This is a genomic window from Capnocytophaga haemolytica (assembly GCF_001553545.1).
Classification (GTDB): Bacteria; Bacteroidota; Bacteroidia; order Flavobacteriales; family Flavobacteriaceae; genus Capnocytophaga; species Capnocytophaga haemolytica.
Genome location: NZ_CP014227.1, coordinates 1,394,006 through 1,412,995, shown reverse-complemented (window position 1 = coordinate 1,412,995; position 18,990 = coordinate 1,394,006). Strand labels below are relative to the sequence as shown.

The 18,990-nt window shown below is 42.6% G+C and carries 13 protein-coding genes, 3 tRNA genes and 1 pseudogene; 8 read left to right on the top strand and 9 right to left on the bottom strand.

Annotated elements, in window-relative coordinates:
* Window positions 1–2: 2 nt before the first annotated feature.
* The 3 genes from AXF12_RS06325 (at window position 3) to AXF12_RS06315 (ending at window position 273) form a co-directional block, all read left to right on the top strand.
* Window positions 3–75: transfer RNA gene (locus AXF12_RS06325), tRNA-Lys, on the top strand.
* A gap of 34 nt (window positions 76–109) precedes the next feature.
* Window positions 110–182 (top strand) — tRNA-Lys (locus tag AXF12_RS06320).
* A 7-nt stretch (window positions 183–189) separates the two neighbouring features.
* Window positions 190–273, top strand: a tRNA-Leu gene (locus tag AXF12_RS06315).
* 92 nt (window positions 274–365) lie between these two features.
* Here AXF12_RS06315 and AXF12_RS06310 read toward each other — a convergent pair.
* The 6 genes from AXF12_RS06310 to der form a co-directional block, all read right to left on the bottom strand.
* On the bottom strand, window positions 366–1,319 hold the full coding sequence (locus AXF12_RS06310) for a lysylphosphatidylglycerol synthase transmembrane domain-containing protein (protein WP_066429296.1): 954 nt from the start codon (window positions 1,317–1,319) through the stop codon (window positions 366–368).
* Entirely contained in the window at window positions 1,316–1,666 is a 351-nt protein-coding gene (panD, locus tag AXF12_RS06305) for an aspartate 1-decarboxylase (protein ID WP_066429292.1), read from the bottom strand. Before panD ends, AXF12_RS06310 begins: the two co-directional genes overlap by 4 nt.
* A 71-nt stretch (window positions 1,667–1,737) precedes the next feature.
* A complete protein-coding gene (gene glmS / locus AXF12_RS06300) occupies window positions 1,738–3,579 on the bottom strand; it encodes a glutamine--fructose-6-phosphate transaminase (isomerizing) (RefSeq protein ID WP_066429291.1) in 1,842 nt (613 codons plus the stop codon).
* A gap of 24 nt (window positions 3,580–3,603) precedes the next feature.
* Window positions 3,604–4,059, bottom strand: a complete 456-nt coding sequence (coaD, locus tag AXF12_RS06295; protein ID WP_066429290.1) for a pantetheine-phosphate adenylyltransferase — start codon at window positions 4,057–4,059, stop codon at window positions 3,604–3,606.
* On the bottom strand, window positions 4,056–5,030 hold the full coding sequence (locus AXF12_RS06290; RefSeq protein WP_066429289.1) for a D-alanine--D-alanine ligase: 975 nt from the start codon (window positions 5,028–5,030) through the stop codon (window positions 4,056–4,058). Before AXF12_RS06290 ends, coaD begins: the two co-directional genes overlap by 4 nt.
* A gap of 34 nt (window positions 5,031–5,064) precedes the next feature.
* On the bottom strand, window positions 5,065–6,369 hold the full coding sequence (gene der / locus AXF12_RS06285; protein WP_066429286.1) for a ribosome biogenesis GTPase Der: 1,305 nt from the start codon (window positions 6,367–6,369) through the stop codon (window positions 5,065–5,067).
* Between the two features lie 318 nt (window positions 6,370–6,687).
* On the opposite strand from der, the pseudogene AXF12_RS12725 reads away from it, so the two are divergent.
* From AXF12_RS12725 to AXF12_RS06270, 3 genes and pseudogenes are all read left to right on the top strand, one after another.
* A pseudogene (locus tag AXF12_RS12725) lies at window positions 6,688–9,216 on the top strand (TonB-dependent receptor domain-containing protein).
* Window positions 9,217–9,373: 157 nt separating this feature from the next.
* On the top strand, window positions 9,374–9,613 hold the full coding sequence (locus AXF12_RS06275) for a hypothetical protein (protein WP_066429284.1): 240 nt from the start codon (window positions 9,374–9,376) through the stop codon (window positions 9,611–9,613).
* A 12-nt stretch (window positions 9,614–9,625) separates the two neighbouring features.
* Entirely contained in the window at window positions 9,626–10,291 is a 666-nt protein-coding gene (locus AXF12_RS06270; RefSeq protein ID WP_066429282.1) for a uracil-DNA glycosylase, read from the top strand.
* Between the two features lie 71 nt (window positions 10,292–10,362).
* Here the strand turns inward: AXF12_RS06270 and AXF12_RS06265 are convergent, their stop codons facing one another.
* Window positions 10,363–11,580 carry a leucine-rich repeat domain-containing protein gene (locus tag AXF12_RS06265; protein WP_066429280.1) on the bottom strand — a complete coding sequence of 406 codons (1,218 nt, stop codon included), beginning with the start codon at window positions 11,578–11,580 and terminating at the stop codon, window positions 10,363–10,365.
* 566 nt (window positions 11,581–12,146) lie between these two features.
* On the opposite strand from AXF12_RS06265, the gene fabD reads away from it, so the two are divergent.
* Both fabD and AXF12_RS06255 read left to right on the top strand, forming a co-directional pair.
* Window positions 12,147–13,028: an ACP S-malonyltransferase gene (gene fabD, locus AXF12_RS06260; protein WP_066429278.1), complete on the top strand. Its 882-nt coding sequence runs from the start codon at window positions 12,147–12,149 to the stop codon at window positions 13,026–13,028.
* Entirely contained in the window at window positions 13,025–13,798 is a 774-nt protein-coding gene (locus AXF12_RS06255) for an ABC transporter ATP-binding protein (protein ID WP_066429277.1), read from the top strand. The genes fabD and AXF12_RS06255 overlap by 4 nt, the downstream gene beginning before the upstream one ends.
* Before the next feature lie 81 nt (window positions 13,799–13,879).
* Here AXF12_RS06255 and AXF12_RS06250 read toward each other — a convergent pair whose 3' ends face one another.
* Together AXF12_RS06250 and AXF12_RS06245 are read right to left on the bottom strand one after the other, a co-directional pair.
* Window positions 13,880–15,907: a site-specific recombinase gene (locus AXF12_RS06250; protein WP_231909934.1), complete on the bottom strand. Its 2,028-nt coding sequence runs from the start codon at window positions 15,905–15,907 to the stop codon at window positions 13,880–13,882.
* A 166-nt stretch (window positions 15,908–16,073) separates the two neighbouring features.
* A complete protein-coding gene (locus AXF12_RS06245) occupies window positions 16,074–18,686 on the bottom strand; it encodes a TonB-dependent receptor (RefSeq protein ID WP_066429276.1) in 2,613 nt (870 codons plus the stop codon).
* Window positions 18,687–18,990 lie beyond the last annotated feature (304 nt).

Below are 18,990 nucleotides of genomic sequence, written 5' to 3'. Positions count from 1 at the left end.
TTGACTCGATAGCTCAGCTGGTAGAGCACGACACTCTTAATGTTGGGGTCCAGGGTTCGATCCCCTGTCGGGTCACAAAGGTTATTCAATTTGTTTTTTATTTTTTAGGGACTTGGTAGCTCAGTTGGTAGAGCACAACACTTTTAATGTTGGGGTCCTGGGTTCGAGCCCCAGCCAGGTCACTAAAATGCCTACGTGGAGAAATTGGTAGACTCGCCATCTTGAGGGGGTGGTGCTCGTAAGGGCGTGCAAGTTCGAATCTTGTCGTAGGCACGAATTAAGTTTTCTAAAGTCATAACAAAAAGCCTTGGTAGTTAATTAACTGCCAAGGCTTTCTAATTATGATTACTTCTTACCAATATAATCTAAGTTATTTTCTTTTTCAACAACGGAATCAGTAGAAAAGAAATCCCTCCTAAAAGAAGTGTCATCACAAATTGTGACGTCCATACAATCCATCCAAAAGCAGTCCCTACCACTGTCGAAATACCAAAAAGTGCTAATACTTCTGCAATAAAGAAAGGATAAGAACCAAACCCTCCATTAGTAAAGGCAACGGCAAAACTTCCTACTACAAAGGCTGTAAGTATATTAGGAATACCTACATTTGAAGTTTCTGGTAATGCAAAAAAAGGTATATAAAACATTAGAAAATACATTCCCCATATAAAAAGGGTATGAAGTAAAAATAGACCTTTTCGCTTGAGTTTAAGTATAGAAAGTACACCATCTTTAATACCACTCAAAAAAACTTTTATCTTTAAAAAGAACCTATTTGTAGAAGTATATATCAAGTAAAAGAATACTACAACTACAATAACGGATACAATACCTAAAATTAAAAGTTTCTGAAAAGGTATTTTTGAGAGTAAGAACTCACTAATCACATCGAACTGAAAAATAAAGGCTAATAAAGTAGAAATGAATAGAAGTAGTAAGTCAATTACACGTTCTGAAATAATTGTCCCTAATGATTTCTCAAAAGGAACAGCATCATAATTGCTTATCAACAAAGCACGAGAAAGCTCTCCTGAACGAGGAATAGTAACATTTACCAAATAGCCTATAAAAACAGCCATCACCCTATGAAGTGTTTTTGTTTTATAACCCAATGGTCTAAGAAGTAAATCCCAACGTACAGCTCTTGATAAATCACTTAGGAAGCCTAAGAGTACTGCCAAAGCTATATAAAAATAATTAGCTTTTAAAAAAGTTTCTTTTATATCAGAAAGTTGAGATGCTGTAAACTGTTGGTATGCGTACCAACAAAAAAATATCCCTAATAAGATAGGGAATATAATTTTTAGGAGTTTCATTATTCAATCCTATTGGTTTCTTCATTAGGGAAAATAATCCACGGTTTAAAGATTTTTGCTTCTTCAAAGTCCATAGAGGCATAGGATATAATAATTACAATATCTCCTCGCTGTACTTTACGAGCAGCAGGTCCATTAAGCACAATAGATCCTGAGGCTCTTTTCCCCTTAATGATATAAGTTTCAAAACGCTCTCCATTGTTTACATTTACAATTGAAACTTTTTCACCCTCAATCATATTAGCTGCGTCAAGTAAATCCTCATCAATAGTGATGCTACCTACATAATCTAAATCAGCTCCTGTAACCCTAACTCGGTGAATCTTAGATTTTAATACTTCTATTTGCATCTTATAGTTACTAAAAACGCGACAAAGGTAGTGATTTTTTATAACAGCAAAAAATAATCATAATTATTTACCTATTCTACCGTTACCGATTTTGCTAAGTTACGTGGTTGGTCTACATTGCACCCGCGCTTAATTGCAATATAATAAGACAACAATTGTAGTGGTACCGAAGCCAATATCGGAGTGAGTGCCTCGCTTATCTCAGGTATCTCAATCACGTGAGTGGCAAGGGCAGCTATCTGGGTATCTCCCTCAGTTACTACTGCAATGATATTGCCTTTACGCGCTTTGATTTCCTGTGCGTTGGAAACTACCTTATCGTAGTGTGTCATCTTCGGTGCAATAAAAACCACAGGCATCTGCTCATCAATCAGGGCGATAGGTCCGTGCTTCATCTCTGCTGCGGGATAACCCTCAGCGTGTATGTAGGATATTTCTTTGAGTTTCAATGCTCCTTCTAAAGCTGTTGGGAAGTTAAAGCCACGCCCCAAATAGAGACAATTGCGGGCATCCTTATAGGTCTCTGCAATCTCAATCACCTTATCCTGCACGCGCTCCAGCGTTTGTTCTATCAGTTGAGGTGTACGTGCTAAGTCATCGCATAACTGACTATATTGTGCCTCACTAATGGTTCCTTTCTTATGTCCTAAGTGTAAAGCAATAAGAGTAAGCACGGTGAGTTGGGTAGTGAAGGCTTTAGTAGAGGCTACGCCTATCTCAGGTCCTGCGTGGGTATAGGTACCTGAATCAGTAATACGAGCAATAGAGGAGCCTACTACATTGCATATTCCATAGATGAAAGCTCCTTGCTCTTTAGCGAGTTTCAGCGCAGCAAGCGTATCAGCAGTCTCTCCCGATTGTGAGATGGCTATAACAATATCGTCTTTATGGATAATTGGATTGCGGTAGCGGAACTCCGAAGCATATTCTACTTCCACAGGAATACGGGCGTATTCCTCTAAGAGATATTCGCCTACCAAACCTGCGTGCCACGAGGTACCACAAGCCACAATAATAATCCGTTTTGCATTAAGGAATGCCTCCAAATGTTTATCCACGCCAGAGAGTTTAGTCGTATGATCTTCCAGTAGGCGACCGCGCATCGTATCGCGGAGGGCTTTGGGTTGTTCGTGGATTTCTTTGAGCATAAAATGGTCGTAACCGCCTTTCTCTATGGCCTCTAAGTTGAGCTTGAGTTGTTGTATAAACGGACTTACTTCTTCATTACTCTTAATATTAATGACCTTTAGTGGTTTTTCCAAGTGGATAGTTGCCATCTCGCCATCTTCTAAGTAGATAGCGTTCTGGGTATACTCAATAAATGGAGAGGCATCAGATGCCACAAAGAACTCGCCCTCACCTATTCCGATAACCAGCGGACTTCCCAAGCGTGCCACTACGATCTCTTTAGGGTCATCACTGCTCATCACCACGATGGCAAAAGCTCCTACCACATCGTTGAGGGCATAGCGTACTGCTGTCTCTAAGTCTACCTGCTCTCGGGTTTGTATGTATTCAATAAAGTTAATGAGCACCTCTGTATCAGTATCGGAAGTAAAGGTAAAGCCTTCTTTGAGTAAGTTCTGCTTAATGCTCTCATAGTTCTCAATGATACCATTATGCACTATAGCCAGTTTACCCGAATTGGATAAATGTGGATGCGAGTTCACATCATTAGGTACTCCGTGTGTTGCCCAACGTGTGTGCCCCATACCACAGGAATATTCTGGCACTGCCTCACCTGCTTTGGCTACCAAATCAGAGACTTTCCCTTTGGTTTTCACTGCAAAAAAGCCATCAGAGTTCAGTACAAACCCTGCACTATCATAGCCGCGGTATTCTAAACGCTTTAACCCGTCAATCACTACGGGATAGGCAGCTCTGCTACCCAAATAACCTACTATTCCACACATAATTATTTAATTTATTAAGAGTTTTTATTCTATTCTGACACTATCGGGGACCAATACGGTATAGTCCCCCCCGTTGCGGATAACATCGCGCACTATGGATGATGAGATAAACGAGGTACGCGAGGCGGTAAGCAAAAACACGGTCTCTATGCCCGATAGCTTGCGGTTGGTATGCGCAATCGCCTTCTCAAATTCAAAGTCTGCGGGATTGCGCAAACCTCTGAGGATAAACTGAGCGTCTATCTCTTTGCAATAATCTACGGTAAGTCCACTATAGGTTGTTACGCGCACTTTGGGCTCTTTTTCAAAGGCTTTCTCGATAAACTCCTTGCGCTTTTCAGCAGTAAACATACTGTTCTTCTCGTTATTTACCCCAATAGCCACCACAATCTCGTCAAAGAGATCTAAGGCGCGCTGGATAATATCGTAATGCCCTAAGGTAATGGGGTCAAACGACCCTGGAAATAATGCTCTTTTCACGCTACTATACTTGCTAACTCGTTGTCAAATAGTTCAGAGAGGGATATGCCAGCCACAGCAGCTTGTTGTGGCAATAAGCTCGCCTCTGAGAGTCCTGGTGAGGTATTCATCTCGAGGAGATAAGGCGTATCGCCCACGATAATAAACTCACTGCGGCTAAAGCCTTTCATACCTAAAAGCTGGTACACCTTAGCTGCTAATGCCTCCACTTTGGCAGTCATCTCAGGGGAAAGCCGTGCGGGGGTAATCTCATCCGACTTGCCTTCGTACTTTGCCTCATAATCAAAGAAATCATTATGGGAGACAATCTCCGTCATAGGGAGTACTTTTACCCGTCCTTTGTAGGTAATCACCCCTACTGATACCTCTGTGCCATCTAAAAAACCCTCTATAAGCACCTCATTGTCTACCTCAAAAGCCTTGCTAATAGCCTCTGGCAATTCTGCCTCGGTGTATACCTTATAGACCCCAAAGCTACTCCCTGAGCGGTTAGCCTTTACAAAGCAAGGTAAGCCTGTTCTCTCTACAATCGCCTTAGTGTCAATTGTGTCTCCCGCATTGATATAATAGGCAGGAGCCGAGAGTATACCATAAGGTTTGAGCACCGATAGCATATCGCGCTTGTTGAAGGTTAGTGCTGCCTCATACATTCCACAGCCCGTCATCGGTAGCCCAATAAGGGTAAAATACGCCTGCAAATAGCCGTCTTCACCAGGAGTACCGTGAATAGCGTTGAACACCGCATCAAAGCGCACCTGCTGCCCATCAATCACTACTGTGAAATTATTCTTATCCACAGGAATCTCTTGATCTTCTCTACCTATATATACCCACCTATCCCTATCAATACGAATAGGATACACCTCGTATTTCTCTTTGCTGAGGTGCTCGCACACCACCTTGCCACTTTTGAGGGATACTGCTGCCTCTGCAGAGTACCCACCCATTATCACTGCAATTCTCTTTTTCATTCTACTTTCTCTTTTTCTACTTTCCTAATAAAAATCACTTCTGCCTGAAATACACATCTATTGGTACGCCTTTAAAGTCAAAATACTCCCGCAACTTATTCTCCACAAAGCGGCGATAAGGTTCTTTGACGTACTGCGGCAGGTTGGCAAAGAAGACAAACTGTGGCATAGGCGTTGGTAGCTGTGTACAATACTTTATCTTGATATATTTCCCTTTGATAGCAGGCGGTGGCGTGTTCTCTATGATGGGCAACATTGTCTCATTGAGCTTGCGCGTTGGGATGCGCTTAGTACGGTTCTGATATACCTCCACAGCCGTCTCTATCGCCTTATAGATACGCTGCTTCTCGAGGGCTGAGATAAAGATAATCGGCACATCGGTGAAGGGCTCTATCTCCTTGCGGATCGCCGCCTCGAACTGCTTTAGCGTCTTGTTGTCCTTCTCTACTAAGTCCCATTTATTAACCAAAATCACTATCCCTTTGCGGTTGCGCTGTGCCAACCAAAATATATTACTGTCCTGACTCTCAAAGCCGCGTGTAGCATCAATCATCAATATACATACATCAGAGTGCTCAATGGCGCGTATCGATCGCATCACTGAGTAAAACTCTAAGTCTTCCTTCACCTTAGCTTTGCGGCGTATGCCTGCCGTGTCCACCAAGTTAAAGTCGAACCCGAAGCGATTGTATCGCGTATCTATCGCATCGCGTGTGGTGCCTGCAATATCGGTAACAATATATCGGTCTTCACCAATAAGTGCATTGATAAAGGACGATTTTCCTGCATTAGGTCGCCCCACCACCGCAAAGCGCGGCAGCTCGCTCTCCTCTTTCCTCTCCCGCTCAGGCAGCTGTTTTACCAACTCATCGAGCAGCTCCCCCGTGCCACTCCCGTTAATACTCGATAGGCAAAACAAGTGCTCAAAGCCCAATGCGTAGAACTCACTCGCATCATCGCGGCGGTTGTGGCTATCTACCTTGTTTACAGCTAATAATATAGGCTTATGGCTACGGCGCAAGAGGTCGGCAACCGTCTCATCCATACCAGTGATACCGTCCTCAACATTGACCATAAAGATGATAGCGTCCGCCTCCTCAATAGCGAGGTTTACCTGCTTATCGATCTCCTTTTCAAAGGCATCATCACTGCCTACGACATAGCCGCCCGTGTCGATCACCGAGAACGCTACCCCATTCCAATCTGTCTTCCCATAGTGGCGGTCGCGCGTTACACCGCTCACGGCGTCTACTATTGCCTCTCGGCGTTTCACCAATCGGTTAAAAAAGGTCGATTTTCCTACATTAGGCCGACCCACAATTGCTACAATAGCACTCATAGATATACATTTAATTTTGCAAAGTTACGACAATTTAACGATACTGCCAAACATATTACTACTTTTATTTATCAAAAAAATGCTTCTACAACCTCTATCTTATCAATATTTTTCTGTATACAATACAACTATTAGAACATTGGGTTCAGCCAGCTAAATAATACCTCCTTCTAATAATAATTAAGTATTAAAATACATTGATAAACTGTATATTACATAATTATTCTAAATAGTATAAGATAAAACAGCCTTTTTATTTTGGTAGTCTCGTTTTTTATTCGTTATTTTGCCCCATTCTAAATTAAAAACTTTATATTTATGCTTAAATCTTATCTATGGATAGCTGTGGCGTTGCTGCTTACGGGGGCTACTTATGCCCAGCAGCAGCGCATCAAAGGGCGTGTGCTCGATGAAACACGCTAAGTAGTGAGCGGTGCCACCGTACGCCTGCAAGGCAACTCCGCCGCAGGAGTACAAACCGATGCTGAGGGCAGTTATACATTATCGTTTGCAGGCAATAACCCTGAGGTGGTGCTCGAAATCGTACGGGAAGGCTACGAACCCCAAACGGTTCCAGTACGCTTGCAGCACAACGAAAACCGCACTACTTATGTGGAAGTGGTGCTGACCAAAGAAGCCATCGCCCTTGAGGAGGTGGTTGTCTCCGATAATCCGAGCCTAATAGCCAACTCCGAGGCTCTTTCGCGCAAGAAGCTCGACAAGATATCTGGGGGCACTACGGTGGCTAACCTTAAAGAGCTGGGCGAGAAGTGTTCGCAGACCCTCAAAGATGCCTTAGTGCGCCAACCGGGGGTGATTATTCAAGAGTTCTTTGGGGGTAACGACCAGCCCCGGCTTAATATCCGCGGCTCGGGCATACAGAGCAACCCCCAATCGCGTGGTGTTGCCCTTGCCCAAGATGGTATTCCTATTAACTTTGCCGACGGATCGTATATTATTGGGGTGCTTGAGCCTCAAGCCTCCAATCTTGTAGAGGTGTACAAAGGGGCTAATGCCTTAGAGCACGGAGGGGCAACCCTCGGTGGGGCAATGAACTTCGTCACCAAGAATGGCTACAACGCCTCGCCGCTGAGTGTGAAGATGGAAGCAGGCAGTTTTGATTACTTTAATAGTAGTATCTCCTCAGGTTTTGCTGCTGGTAAGAACGATCTCTTTGTATCCACTTCATACAGCAAGAGCAACGGCTATAGACAATACAACTCCTCCAACCGCTTCAACGCCCTGCTGAATATCGGCAGGAAGTTCAGCGATAAGTTTGAGAGCCGCCTCTATGCTTCGTTCACCGATTTGTACTTCGACATACCAGGGCCGCTTTCGCGTAATCAGATGAATGCCGATCGTAAGCAAATCAATGCAGGACCACGTCCACCGCAGTTAGGTGGCTTGAAGGATAATTATGCCTTGGGACCTAATGTAGTGCGCGACCGTCCGCATCGCAATAGCCATATAGCTCGCTTCGGTAGCAAGAGTGCCTACCAGATCAATGCACACAACTTGCTGACGGCTACGCTCTACTATCAATATGCAGACGATACCTTTATGTATCCTATCAACAGTAGTGTGCGCCACGATTACAACAACGATTATGGTGTAAAACTCAATTATGATTACACCACCGCTAAGAACGACCTCTCCATTGGGGTACATCTCTCACAAGGCAAGATGCACCAATTGCGCCGTGTGAACTACCGCGGCTATGTGTCCGACCTCTTTGCTAAGCAAGACCTCACTGCTGAGCACGCTGTGGCGTATATCTCTGATGTATACAAGATTACGGATAAACTATTGGTAAACATAGCCGTGCAAGGCAGTTACGATACGCGTAAGGTTGCCGACCTCTACGATGCACCTACGCGACCTGTGCTATTTATCGTGCCTAACCCTAATGTGCGTATGGAGCGCGTATTACGTCAGGCTGCAGGCAACAAAATCGATGCTGATTACAGCTACAATGCAGTAAACCCAAAGGGGGGACTTATCTATAAATTCAGTGATAAGGCATAAGTATACGGCAATTACAGCCTGAGCTATGAGCCGCCTACGTTCTTGGAGATTATCCGCGTGAATGGTGGCGCAGTGCAAACAGGTACCGCACCCAATCTACGGTTCGTCCTACCAGGTAGTTCCAATCCAAGCTCAAGTCCAAGCCAGATCAGTGCCTTCGAGCTCAAAGCCCAAAAAGCCCAAACTGCTGAGCTCGGCACCAAAGGCAACTTAGGAGGCGCCCTTATGTGGAACGTAAGTGCTTATTACTCTTGGGTTACTGATGAGATATTCACCATCTCCGACCGCTTTATGAGTATCAATGGGATTACCGTAAACACCCCTTATGGCACAGTGCACCGCGGGGCTGAGGTGGGCGTGCAGAGCACTTTCTTGAAGGGGAATTTTGGGGCATTTACCGCCTTTGTGAATTACAGTTATAGTGATTTCTTCTTCGACGGCGGTGATTATAAGGGCAACCAGATTGCGGGTATCCCTAAGCACTATGTGTATGGTGCGCTCGACTATCGCCACCCTGTGGGCTTCTTTGCGGAGGTAAATGCGGAGAGCCTGCCCGAGAAGACGCCGATAGACCACGCGAACACCTACTACCAAGAGGGATATACGCTTCTTGGGGCTAAGGTGGGCTTTAAAAAAGGCCGTTGGACTTTCTTTGTGCAAGGCAATAACTTGGCGGATACCGTCTATGCATCGAGCTATCTGGTGCAAGACCGTATGACGCCACCACCAGCACAATTCCGCGGTGCTACCACTGATGACAAGACTGTCTTTATCCCTGGGGTAGGCAGGAACTTTGTCGGTGGACTGAATTATACTTGGTAGGAATTAGGGATCAGAGAGCAGGGATCAGAAAGCAGTGAGCAGCGAGTAGTGAGTACGGATAAGTGCTGACTACTCGCTGCTTGTTTTCTATTTTCTAATTCCTTTTTTCTTAAAAAAAAGCACTATCTTTGCGACCTCAATTTAATTTATCTAAATTATGGCTACACTTACAGATGAAAAGGCATTAGGACTTATCAATGAACTATTAGGAGCTATTGGCCCCTCTCAACTTTCAGAGGAAGAGGAGGATGCACTCACAGAACGTAATAGCTCAATACTGGAACGTGCTTATGGTAAAGAAGAGGGGTTTGTGTCTGACCTTATTTTTTATGAAGATATCACAGAGGATAATGTATTGCTTAACAGACTTAAAGAAGACACTACTATCAAATTATAAATATACAATTTTATGAATGTAAAGATAGATGAGAGTTGGCTTGCGGTGCTCGGGAGTGAGTTTGAGCAGCCTTATTTTAAAGAATTGACGGACTTTGTGCGAGCAGAGTACGCTGCGCACCAATGTTACCCCAAGGGTAGGGAAATCTTTGCGGCATTTGACCATTGTAAGTTTTCGGAGGTGAAGGTGGTCATCATTGGGCAAGACCCTTATCACGGGCAGGGGCAAGCCAACGGGCTGTGTTTTTCGGTGAAGGACGGCATTGCGCACCCGCCCTCACTTATCAATATTTTTAGAGAGATAGAGCAAGATTTGGGCACCCCCTACCCTATCAGTGGCAACTTAGAGCGTTGGGCAGCGCAGGGGGTGCTCTTGCTCAATGCGACCCTTACGGTGCGTGCAGGTGAGGCAGGCAGCCATCAGGGTAAAGGCTGGGAGCGGTTTACTGATGCGGTGATTAAGGCTGTATCCACCCAAGGAGAACACGTGGTCTTTATGCTGTGGGGCGGCTATGCCAAGAACAAAGCCAAGCTCATTGATAGCAGTAAGCACTGTATCCTCACCACAGGGCACCCTTCACCACTGAGTGCTAATCGTGGGTATTGGTTTGGCAACAAGCATTTTAGTAAGGCAAACGCCTACCTCAAAAGCGTAGGGAAGGAAGCGGTAGTGTGGTAGCCAAATAAAATACTTTCCAAACAATAGGTTAAAGTATTGGGCACTTATTTTTTAGTAACTAATACTTTAATCTACCTAAAAAGTGGTGGATGTGCAAGGTTTAAACGAATATCACTAACACCAATGATATTATTAGCATACTCTTTCCATCCTTCCGCTGTTTTATATAATTCTACACTCTCCATAGGTACACATATTTCTAACTTCTCATTGAGCTTATACACCCCTGGAGCAACCTCAATATCAAAACAATGTATTTTTCCTCTATCGTTATAGGACATTTGTAATACAGGAGGGATAAGACTTCTTACTAACAAACGTGATAAATTCTTACAATTCCTAAAAGCATTATCTCCTATGTATTGAGTAGACTTAGAAATCATTGCGATAGTAAGTCTTTTACAGTCATCAAAAGCAGATTCTCCAATAGATATAACACTATCTGGAATGCGAATATCATTGAGTTTTGTCCTTTCAAATGCGTGATTATCAATCACAGTAATACTATCGGGAAGTAAGATTGTACGTAACTCTGCACCATAAAATAAACCTTCATCAATGCGCTTCATACTACTGGGTATAATAACTTCGGTAACACCTGTCTCGCTAAAAGTCCAGTCTCCAAGGAACTCAACTCCCTGTTGAATTTCCAACTTTTTTAATGTATCTAACCCCCTAAATCCAGAATCTCCAAAAATATCAGAGGAAATAGTAAGAGATGATAACTTAGAACCTAAGAATGCGTATTCTTTAATTTCTGTACAGCTTTTTGAAGATAGATTGATTGAGGTAAGCCCTGTATTAGCAAAAGCATCTTCATCAATCATATCTAAATACTTTGGAAAAGCAACTAATTTTAAGGTTCTAACCCCTTTAAAAGCTGCCCTACTAATACATTTAAGCTCTTCTGGAAAGACAACTGACTCCAAGCATTTCATACCAACAAAAGCTTCATCTTCAATAGCTTCGAACATTTCAGGGAGAATAAGCACTTTGATACTTGTTCCATAAAAAGCGTGACTACCAATACATTTTAACTTCTTTGGTAGAATAATTGTCTCTAAACTTTTAATTCCTGCAAAGACATTAGCTCCAATTTTTTCCACCTCCCTCAGGTAAGGGTTTGTTTGCATATCCAAAGTAACAATATCACGATTATACCATTCTGAAAGCTTAGGTCCAAAGTAAGCAGTTTCAAACGGATCATCTATAATATACCCACCCCAATTATCTTCTTCATTGATTTCTTCCTCATCATAGAAATCATCTAATTCATTATTTTCTAACATATTATTATTTTAGTAACTATATTTAATATAGTACAAAGATAGTAAAAAATCAATAAAACAAACTCTCTTTCTCAATAAAAGTTTATTCTAGCCATTAGGATAGCTGTCAAATAATACGTCAAAGTTAATTCTTATACAGAAGAATCTTATTATTTCTAATAGTGTTGTTTTTAAGCTCAGTTTAGGTTATAAGTTATAAGAACAGAATCATTCCTTCTTTTAGAAAGCCCTTTCAGTTGATGAGAGGGCTTTTTGTTTTATACATATTTTTTAAAAAAACATATATAGCAGTTGTTTTTACCATATATAGTCGTTTTAACCATTTTTAGACTTGCCTAAAAAGCATTTGTCTCCATCCGTACTGGTACCGTACTGATACCGTACATCTTCCGTAGTGATGCCGTTAGAAAAATTTTCTTTTTAAGTGGAAAGTAGAAAAACAGTTGGTATAAGGTAGGAAGAAAGTATGTAACTTTTTGACAATAAGTTTTGTAGGTATATTTATCGCTTAAAAATTTGGCAGGTTCAGAAAATAGCTGTATCTTTGTGCCTTTAAATTATAACAGATGAAAGCATATATATTTCCAGGGCAAGGTGCCCAATTTGTAGGTATGGGGTTGGACTTGTACGAGCAGTCCGCAGAGGGGCGCGCACTCTTTGAGGAGGCTAACGCAATCCTCGGGTTCTCCATCACCGATGTGATGTTCAGTGGCACGGATGAAGACCTGAAGCAGACCCGCGTAACGCAGCCCGCGATATTCCTGCACTCGGTAATCCTCAGCAAAGTGCTTGGCAAAGGCTTTACCCCTCAGATGGTAGCAGGACACTCGCTGGGTGAGTTCTCGGCATTGGTAGCCAACGGGGCACTCAGCTTTGAGGACGGACTGCAACTCGTCGCTAAGCGTGCGGGAGCGATGCAGAAAGCCTGCGAAGCCCAAGCGGGGACAATGGCTGCTGTACTCGGTTTGGAAGATAAAACGGTGGAAGACCTCTGCGCTAAGGTGGAAGGCTTGGTTACGCCTGCCAACTACAACTGCCCAGGTCAGTTGGTGATTTCTGGGGAGGTGAGTGCCGTAGAGCGCGCTTGCGAGTTGATGAAGGAAGCGGGTGCCAAACGCGCACTGGTGTTGCCCGTGAGTGGGGCTTTCCACTCGGCATTGATGAAGCCTGCGGAAGAGGAGCTTGCCAAAGCCATTGAGGCTACACGCTTTAAAAAGCCCTTGTGTCCTGTGTACCAGAACGTAACCACCACAGCAGTAAGCGATGAGGGGTTGATACGCGAGAACCTTATCAAGCAGCTCACTGCCCCTGTGAAGTGGACGCAAAGCGTGCAGCAGATGATTGCCGATGGGGCTACAGAGTTCATCGAAGTGGGACCTGGGAAAGTGCTGCAAGGCTTGGTAAAGAAGATTAACAAAGAGGCGGTAACTTCCTCAGCGACTATATGATACAAGTAGAAGATATTCATAAATCATTTGATGGTGTAGAGGTGCTCAAGGGCATCTCCACCGTCTTTGAGAAGGGCAAAACGAACCTTATCATCGGGCAAAGTGGCTCAGGGAAGACGGTGTTCCTCAAATCGCTGTTGGGGCTATTCACCCCCGATAGCGGCGAGATCGTCTACGATGGGGTAAAGTACAGCAGTATGAAGCGCAAGGAGCGCGTTGCCCTCCGTCAGAAGATGGGAATGGTATTCCAAGGTAGTGCGCTGTTCGACTCAATGACGGTGCTCGAGAACGTGATGTTCCCCCTAAAAATGTTCTCCACCAAAACGCCTGACGAGATACGTGAGCGTGCCGATATGGTGCTCAGTCGTGTGAACTTAGTGAATGCGGAAAACAAGTTGCCCTCGGAGATTTCGGGGGGTATGCAGAAGCGTGTGGCGATTGCAAGGGCGATTGTCAATCAGCCGAACTACCTCTTCTGCGATGAGCCTAACTCAGGTCTCGACCCAAAGACGTCTATCGTGATTGATAACCTCATTCAGGAGATTACTGAGGAGTTTAATATCACCACCGTGATCAATACCCACGATATGAACTCAGTGATGGAAATCGGAGCTAAGATTGTGTTCTTAAAGAATGGTTATAAAGAATGGGAAGGCTCTAAAGAGACGATATTCCGTACTGATAACGAGGCAGTAACCGACTTTGTGTACTCCTCAGAGCTGTTTAAGAAAGTAAGAAAGGCATATTTAGCTGAGAATAACGAAGAATAGAGCTTTATATTTCCTTGAAAGAGCACATAATAAAAGCCCTGCGGCGTTATGTCGCAGGGCTTTCTTGTATAGATTACGAAGCTAAATTTCGGTATTCTTCTCGCGGAAAGGCAGGAAGAAAGCCATTGGTTGCTGCTTAAATCGTTCCCATACGGAGCGTGCCAGATTGCCCATCTCTGAGAAGGGCACCTCACGAGAGCGCAGGGCGATCCAGAGCGATAAGGTGAAGCTAACGATGAAGTTGCCAAAGCCTATAATGCCAATCCCCAGAATGCACCAAACGATGTTCTCCATACTTACCATAAAGTGGGCTCCGTAAAGCCCATAGGCAAAGTTACCGCTGGCAAAAGTGATGTGGCGTATATCGATATTCAGCCCAGTGAGTTCTCCCACAATCCACGCACTCCCCATAAAGATACCAAACCACACGTTGGAAACTACTCCTGGCCATTTCTGTTGCATCCACGCCGCTACGCGCTGCATACGCTCTTTGCCAAAGAAGGCTTTGAGAAAAGGGTGTTCGGAGAGGCGATAATAAAAGTTATTGAAATTATTGACGCTGGCTACATTACCCGCAATAATCCCAGAGAGGAAGAGAAATACCCCAGCCAAGCAAGCGTGTGCAAACACAGGGGTGTGCCATATATTCAGGTCTTGGAGCATAGCGTTGCTACTGTGTGCTGAGATGTTTTCCCCTACCAAATAGCTAATCCCCATCACCAAGCCCAAAGCTACAGGGAATGCCCCAAAGACATTGCCTATAAAGGCAATAAACTGTGAGCGAAAGAGCCGTGTAAAGAGTGTGGCAAAGGCATCATATTGCCTGCTTTTTTCTTTCTTATTGTGTACGTTGATATTCTCTAAGGTTTTAGCAATGGTAGAGGCTGTCATTGCGGGCTGCTTGGTTGCCAGCGTAGAACCCGTAAGGTAGATCAGTACAAAGCCCGCCGCATAGTTGAGACTGTAAAGGAAAGCGTGCCCTAAGGGTCTAGCATTAACCTCGTGGAACTTCATCTTCACTAAGCACATAAAGGCAACAATCACCCCCCCCCAGAGGGCTGTATTTAGCATCTTGAAGTACTCGCCTGTCGAAGTGGTAATGTAGTGCTCGCCCGTCTTACCTGTGTAATTGGTGATCTCGTAGGTAACGTTGTAGATGCTGTCGTCGATGAGCTTCTTGACATTGTTCTTCTTGGAGTTCGTCTTGACTAAATCTAAGCTGAAATCGATAGCCTTTTCTATCTTATCCTCTTCTTTTTCAATGAATAAGTAGTTGTAAAGTCTACGGATGCGCTTCACCTGCTGGCGTATGAGCAATAGGGTCTGGTTTACGCTAAAAGTTACCCCGTATTTAGAAGAATTAGCCACTGCCCTATCGACAAAGTCCTCACATTGTGCTGCTAAGATATTGAGCTGCTTGTAGTCGAGTTCGTGTTCGGAGATGAGCAAATAGGGCTTTTCATCTTCTTTAAGCATTCGTGAAAGGTGATTGAGCTCATCGTCCAAAGCGATAAAAGGGCTGTCGAGGGTGTTGTACTCAGGCACCATACGGTGGACATCGGTCTGTAAGGCATAGCCCCCCATACGCTGCGAGAGAATCATTATTGCAGCGAGGATTTGCTTAGAAGTACGTCCTGTGAGGTCATCATAAAACGTGACCACATCCAGCAACGAGAAGAGTTCAGTCCATTGTTCCTTAGGAATGGCAAGAACCCACTTAGCGTCTGAAGGCTTGTAAAATACTTGATTGAGTACATACTGAATGCTATCGGTAGAGGGCTGGTCGGGGATGAGTTGATGCCCTATACGTCTGCGCAATTCTTTAAAGAAGGATACACTGTTAAGCAGCCCTGCATCGGTGAGGAGAATCATCTTCTTTTTATCTGCAAACACTACGTTCAAATGTGCTTTTAAAAACTCAATACGCTCAGGCTCGTTGCGCAGTTGAGCCAAAAGTTCTTCAAGTTGTATCGGTTCTTTAGTGTGTTTATTTTTATGACGGAAGTAGTTTACGAGGTCAAACACAAAGTCAATGCTTTCAACATCAACTAAATGCATATAATGCTCAAAGATTTCGTAAACTGACTTAAAGTTTTTTCTTACTAACATCGGTAGTTATTCTTAAGTTTTCAAGTTGCAAAGGTAGAATAATCTTCTTAAAATAAGTTTTAAAGAAAAGTTAAAGTTACTTACATTAGAAAATAAAATTGGAGTGGGCTCAATAAACTCACTCCAATTATACAATAATAATTTATAATAAGCTAATGGTGCAATCTTAAAAATTGAAAGCTACGTTAAAACTCCAAGTACGGCCTTCCCCAAAGTAAGCTAAATTTCGTACATCAATCCCTTTATAGGTTTCCTTTGTATTAGCGTCAATATGCTGGATATTACCTCTATTAGGTGCGATCTCTGAGAGATAGATATAATCAAGTACATTATTAACATTCAATCGGAAATTCATATACATCTTATCTTTTAGAGGAAGTTTATACGATACCCCTGCATCAAAAAGTTGGTAAGAAGGTAATTGGATATTATCTTTAACTACTACTCGTGCATAAAGTTTATCATTATATTTCCAATCTATATCTACTTTAAAACGATCTACAGGCTTGATATCAACGCCTAACCCTAACTGGAACTGAGGTGCATCACCAACTTTAGCTCCATCTACATCTTCCTTTACTTCTGTTATAAGAGTAAGATTATTATCATAAGTTCTTTTTAAGGCATTTTCATCATAAATCCAGTGCCCATAAGAGACAAAACCTCTTACATCTAATTCTTTAATAGGCTTAGCTTTAAAATCAAGTTCAACCCCTTTATGTAACTGACCAACACCTGAATTAGAAGTATAAGTAAGCAGCCCAGTTGCAGGATCTGTTGAAGAAGATGCTGTTACTCTATCTTTCCACGATGTACGATAAAGATTTAGATTTGCATTAAATATTGGGCTTGAATACTGGTAACCCAGTTCAATTCCTAAGATTCTTTCATTCTTAGCAAGTGGGTTATGTTCATTTGTATAATTCAAGAAAAGATTGCGGTGATATGGCTGACGTGAATAATATCCTGCATTTACAAATACATTATGGTGAGTGTTGATTTTGTAATTAACTCCTCCTTTGATATTAAAACCATTATTGGTTATAGGATTTGATTCTTGGAAGTCTTTACGGTATTGGTATCTATCAATACGTACGTGTTGCTGTCTGGAAAAAGAACCTTGCATATATGCTGAGATTTTTTCAATGGTGTATTCAACTTGTCCAAAAATACCACCATAGGTAATTGTTTCATCATAATCCCAAGAGACGCGTTGATCATAAGGAACTTTATGAGTTACCACGTTCCAAGGATTTGTAGTAAAAGTTTCTGTGACAATATTATTTCCTTCTACACGAGCTCTATCATTATTTAGATATGATGAAAAGCCAAATAAGTCTGTGACTGCCTTAAAGTGAGATCCTTCATATCGACGTACATCAGCACCAATATTTACAGTAAAATTATCTGATAGTTTATGTTGGAAGTTAGTTACTCCACCATACCAAAAGTGCTGGTTGTACTCTGAGAAAAGAAGATAATCATTAGAGGTTTTCAGTCCACTTGCATCTCGAAGAGTAGCCTGAGTTTTTGCTCCACGTTTTGCGTCAATAGCATCAAAATTAATCAGCCCTGTAGTTGGATCTACCTGTGATCGAACAGAACTTAGGACTCCCCCTCCTCTACCGATAGAGGCGTAGAGTACAGTGGCTAATGAGGTATCATCAGAGATTTTCCAATCCCAGTTGAGGTTGAGCACTGGTTTATGATAGAAATTACGACGTGCTGAGAAATATTTTCCATTGCGATACCCCCAGTTAGCGTTGTACTTATAGCCGTATTTTAGATAATCAGAGATAGGTTTGGTACTATTCTGGTCGTGCGATTGCGGTGCACCTGTAATTAAGAAGTTGAAGCTATGCTTTTCGTTAGGCTTATAGCCAAAAGAAAGGAAGTAGGTTTGCCCTTGCCCCTTAGTACCATCATTATAGCCATTACCTTGCCAATTAGCAAGCATTATACTCATACCGAAGCCTTTTTCTGACATACCTGTATTGTAGCCCACAGAAGTTTTTACATACATATCATTTGCTACGGTAGCTCTTACAAATCCTCCTTCATTTTTATCAGTGGCTTTGGTAACAATATTGACCGTACCCCCTACTGATGAAATTGCGAGCTTTGAAGACCCCAGCCCACGTTGGATTTGTATAGCATTAGCGATATCGGCAATCCCTTGCCAGTTGCTCCAATAGAGTGATCCATTATCCATACCATTGATAGGCTGACCATTGAGTAAATAAGCTGTATTATCTTGTGAGAACCCTCGTAGATTCATCTTTGATTCGCCATACCCTCCAGCTTGTGAGGCTACTTGCACGGAAGGAGTGTGCTTCATCAACTCTGGAATATCTTGGTTACCAAGTTTTTCTTGTATGACTGTCACTGGGATGGTAGATACTGCAATAGGGGTTTGCCTATCTTTAACCACGTCAATAAGTGAGCTCCCAGTAACGACAACTTCTCCGAGTGTTTGTTGGTCACTATCAAGGATTACCCTAATATTCGCTTTTTTATTGACAAGCTTATAAGGGATTGTCTTAGTAGCATAACCTACATAGGAAATCTCTAATACGCCCGAATTAGCATCCACGTGGAGAGAAAACTTACCATCCATATCGGTAGTTGCCCCTCGTGTTGTCCCCTTTACTACTACGCTTGCGCCCATCAGAGGTGCTTTATAATCACCATCAATGACACTCCCTGTTATAACCCCTTGGGAGTAAAGCATTGAAGTAAGAAAAAGGGCTGTTAGATTTAAAAACCAGTTTTTCATCATTAAGTCAAATAAATTTAATATTCTCTTTTAGTGTTATAATCCAAATGTTAAAGGTACATAAAGCCTTATGCAGTGTAGCAGTATATAATATAAGGTGTGAATAGGCTTATTCTCTTAATGATAAAAGCACATTAGAATCACGGAGCAAAAATAACACTATTTTTTGTATCTGAGGATATCTTTTATGAAATTTTATCATAAAAATATAAAATTTAACACATCGTCCTGATGAGTACAATCGCTTTATTTTTCTAAACACTTATAAAACAATATAATAACAAGGGTTAGCTCTCTTTTATTTTTT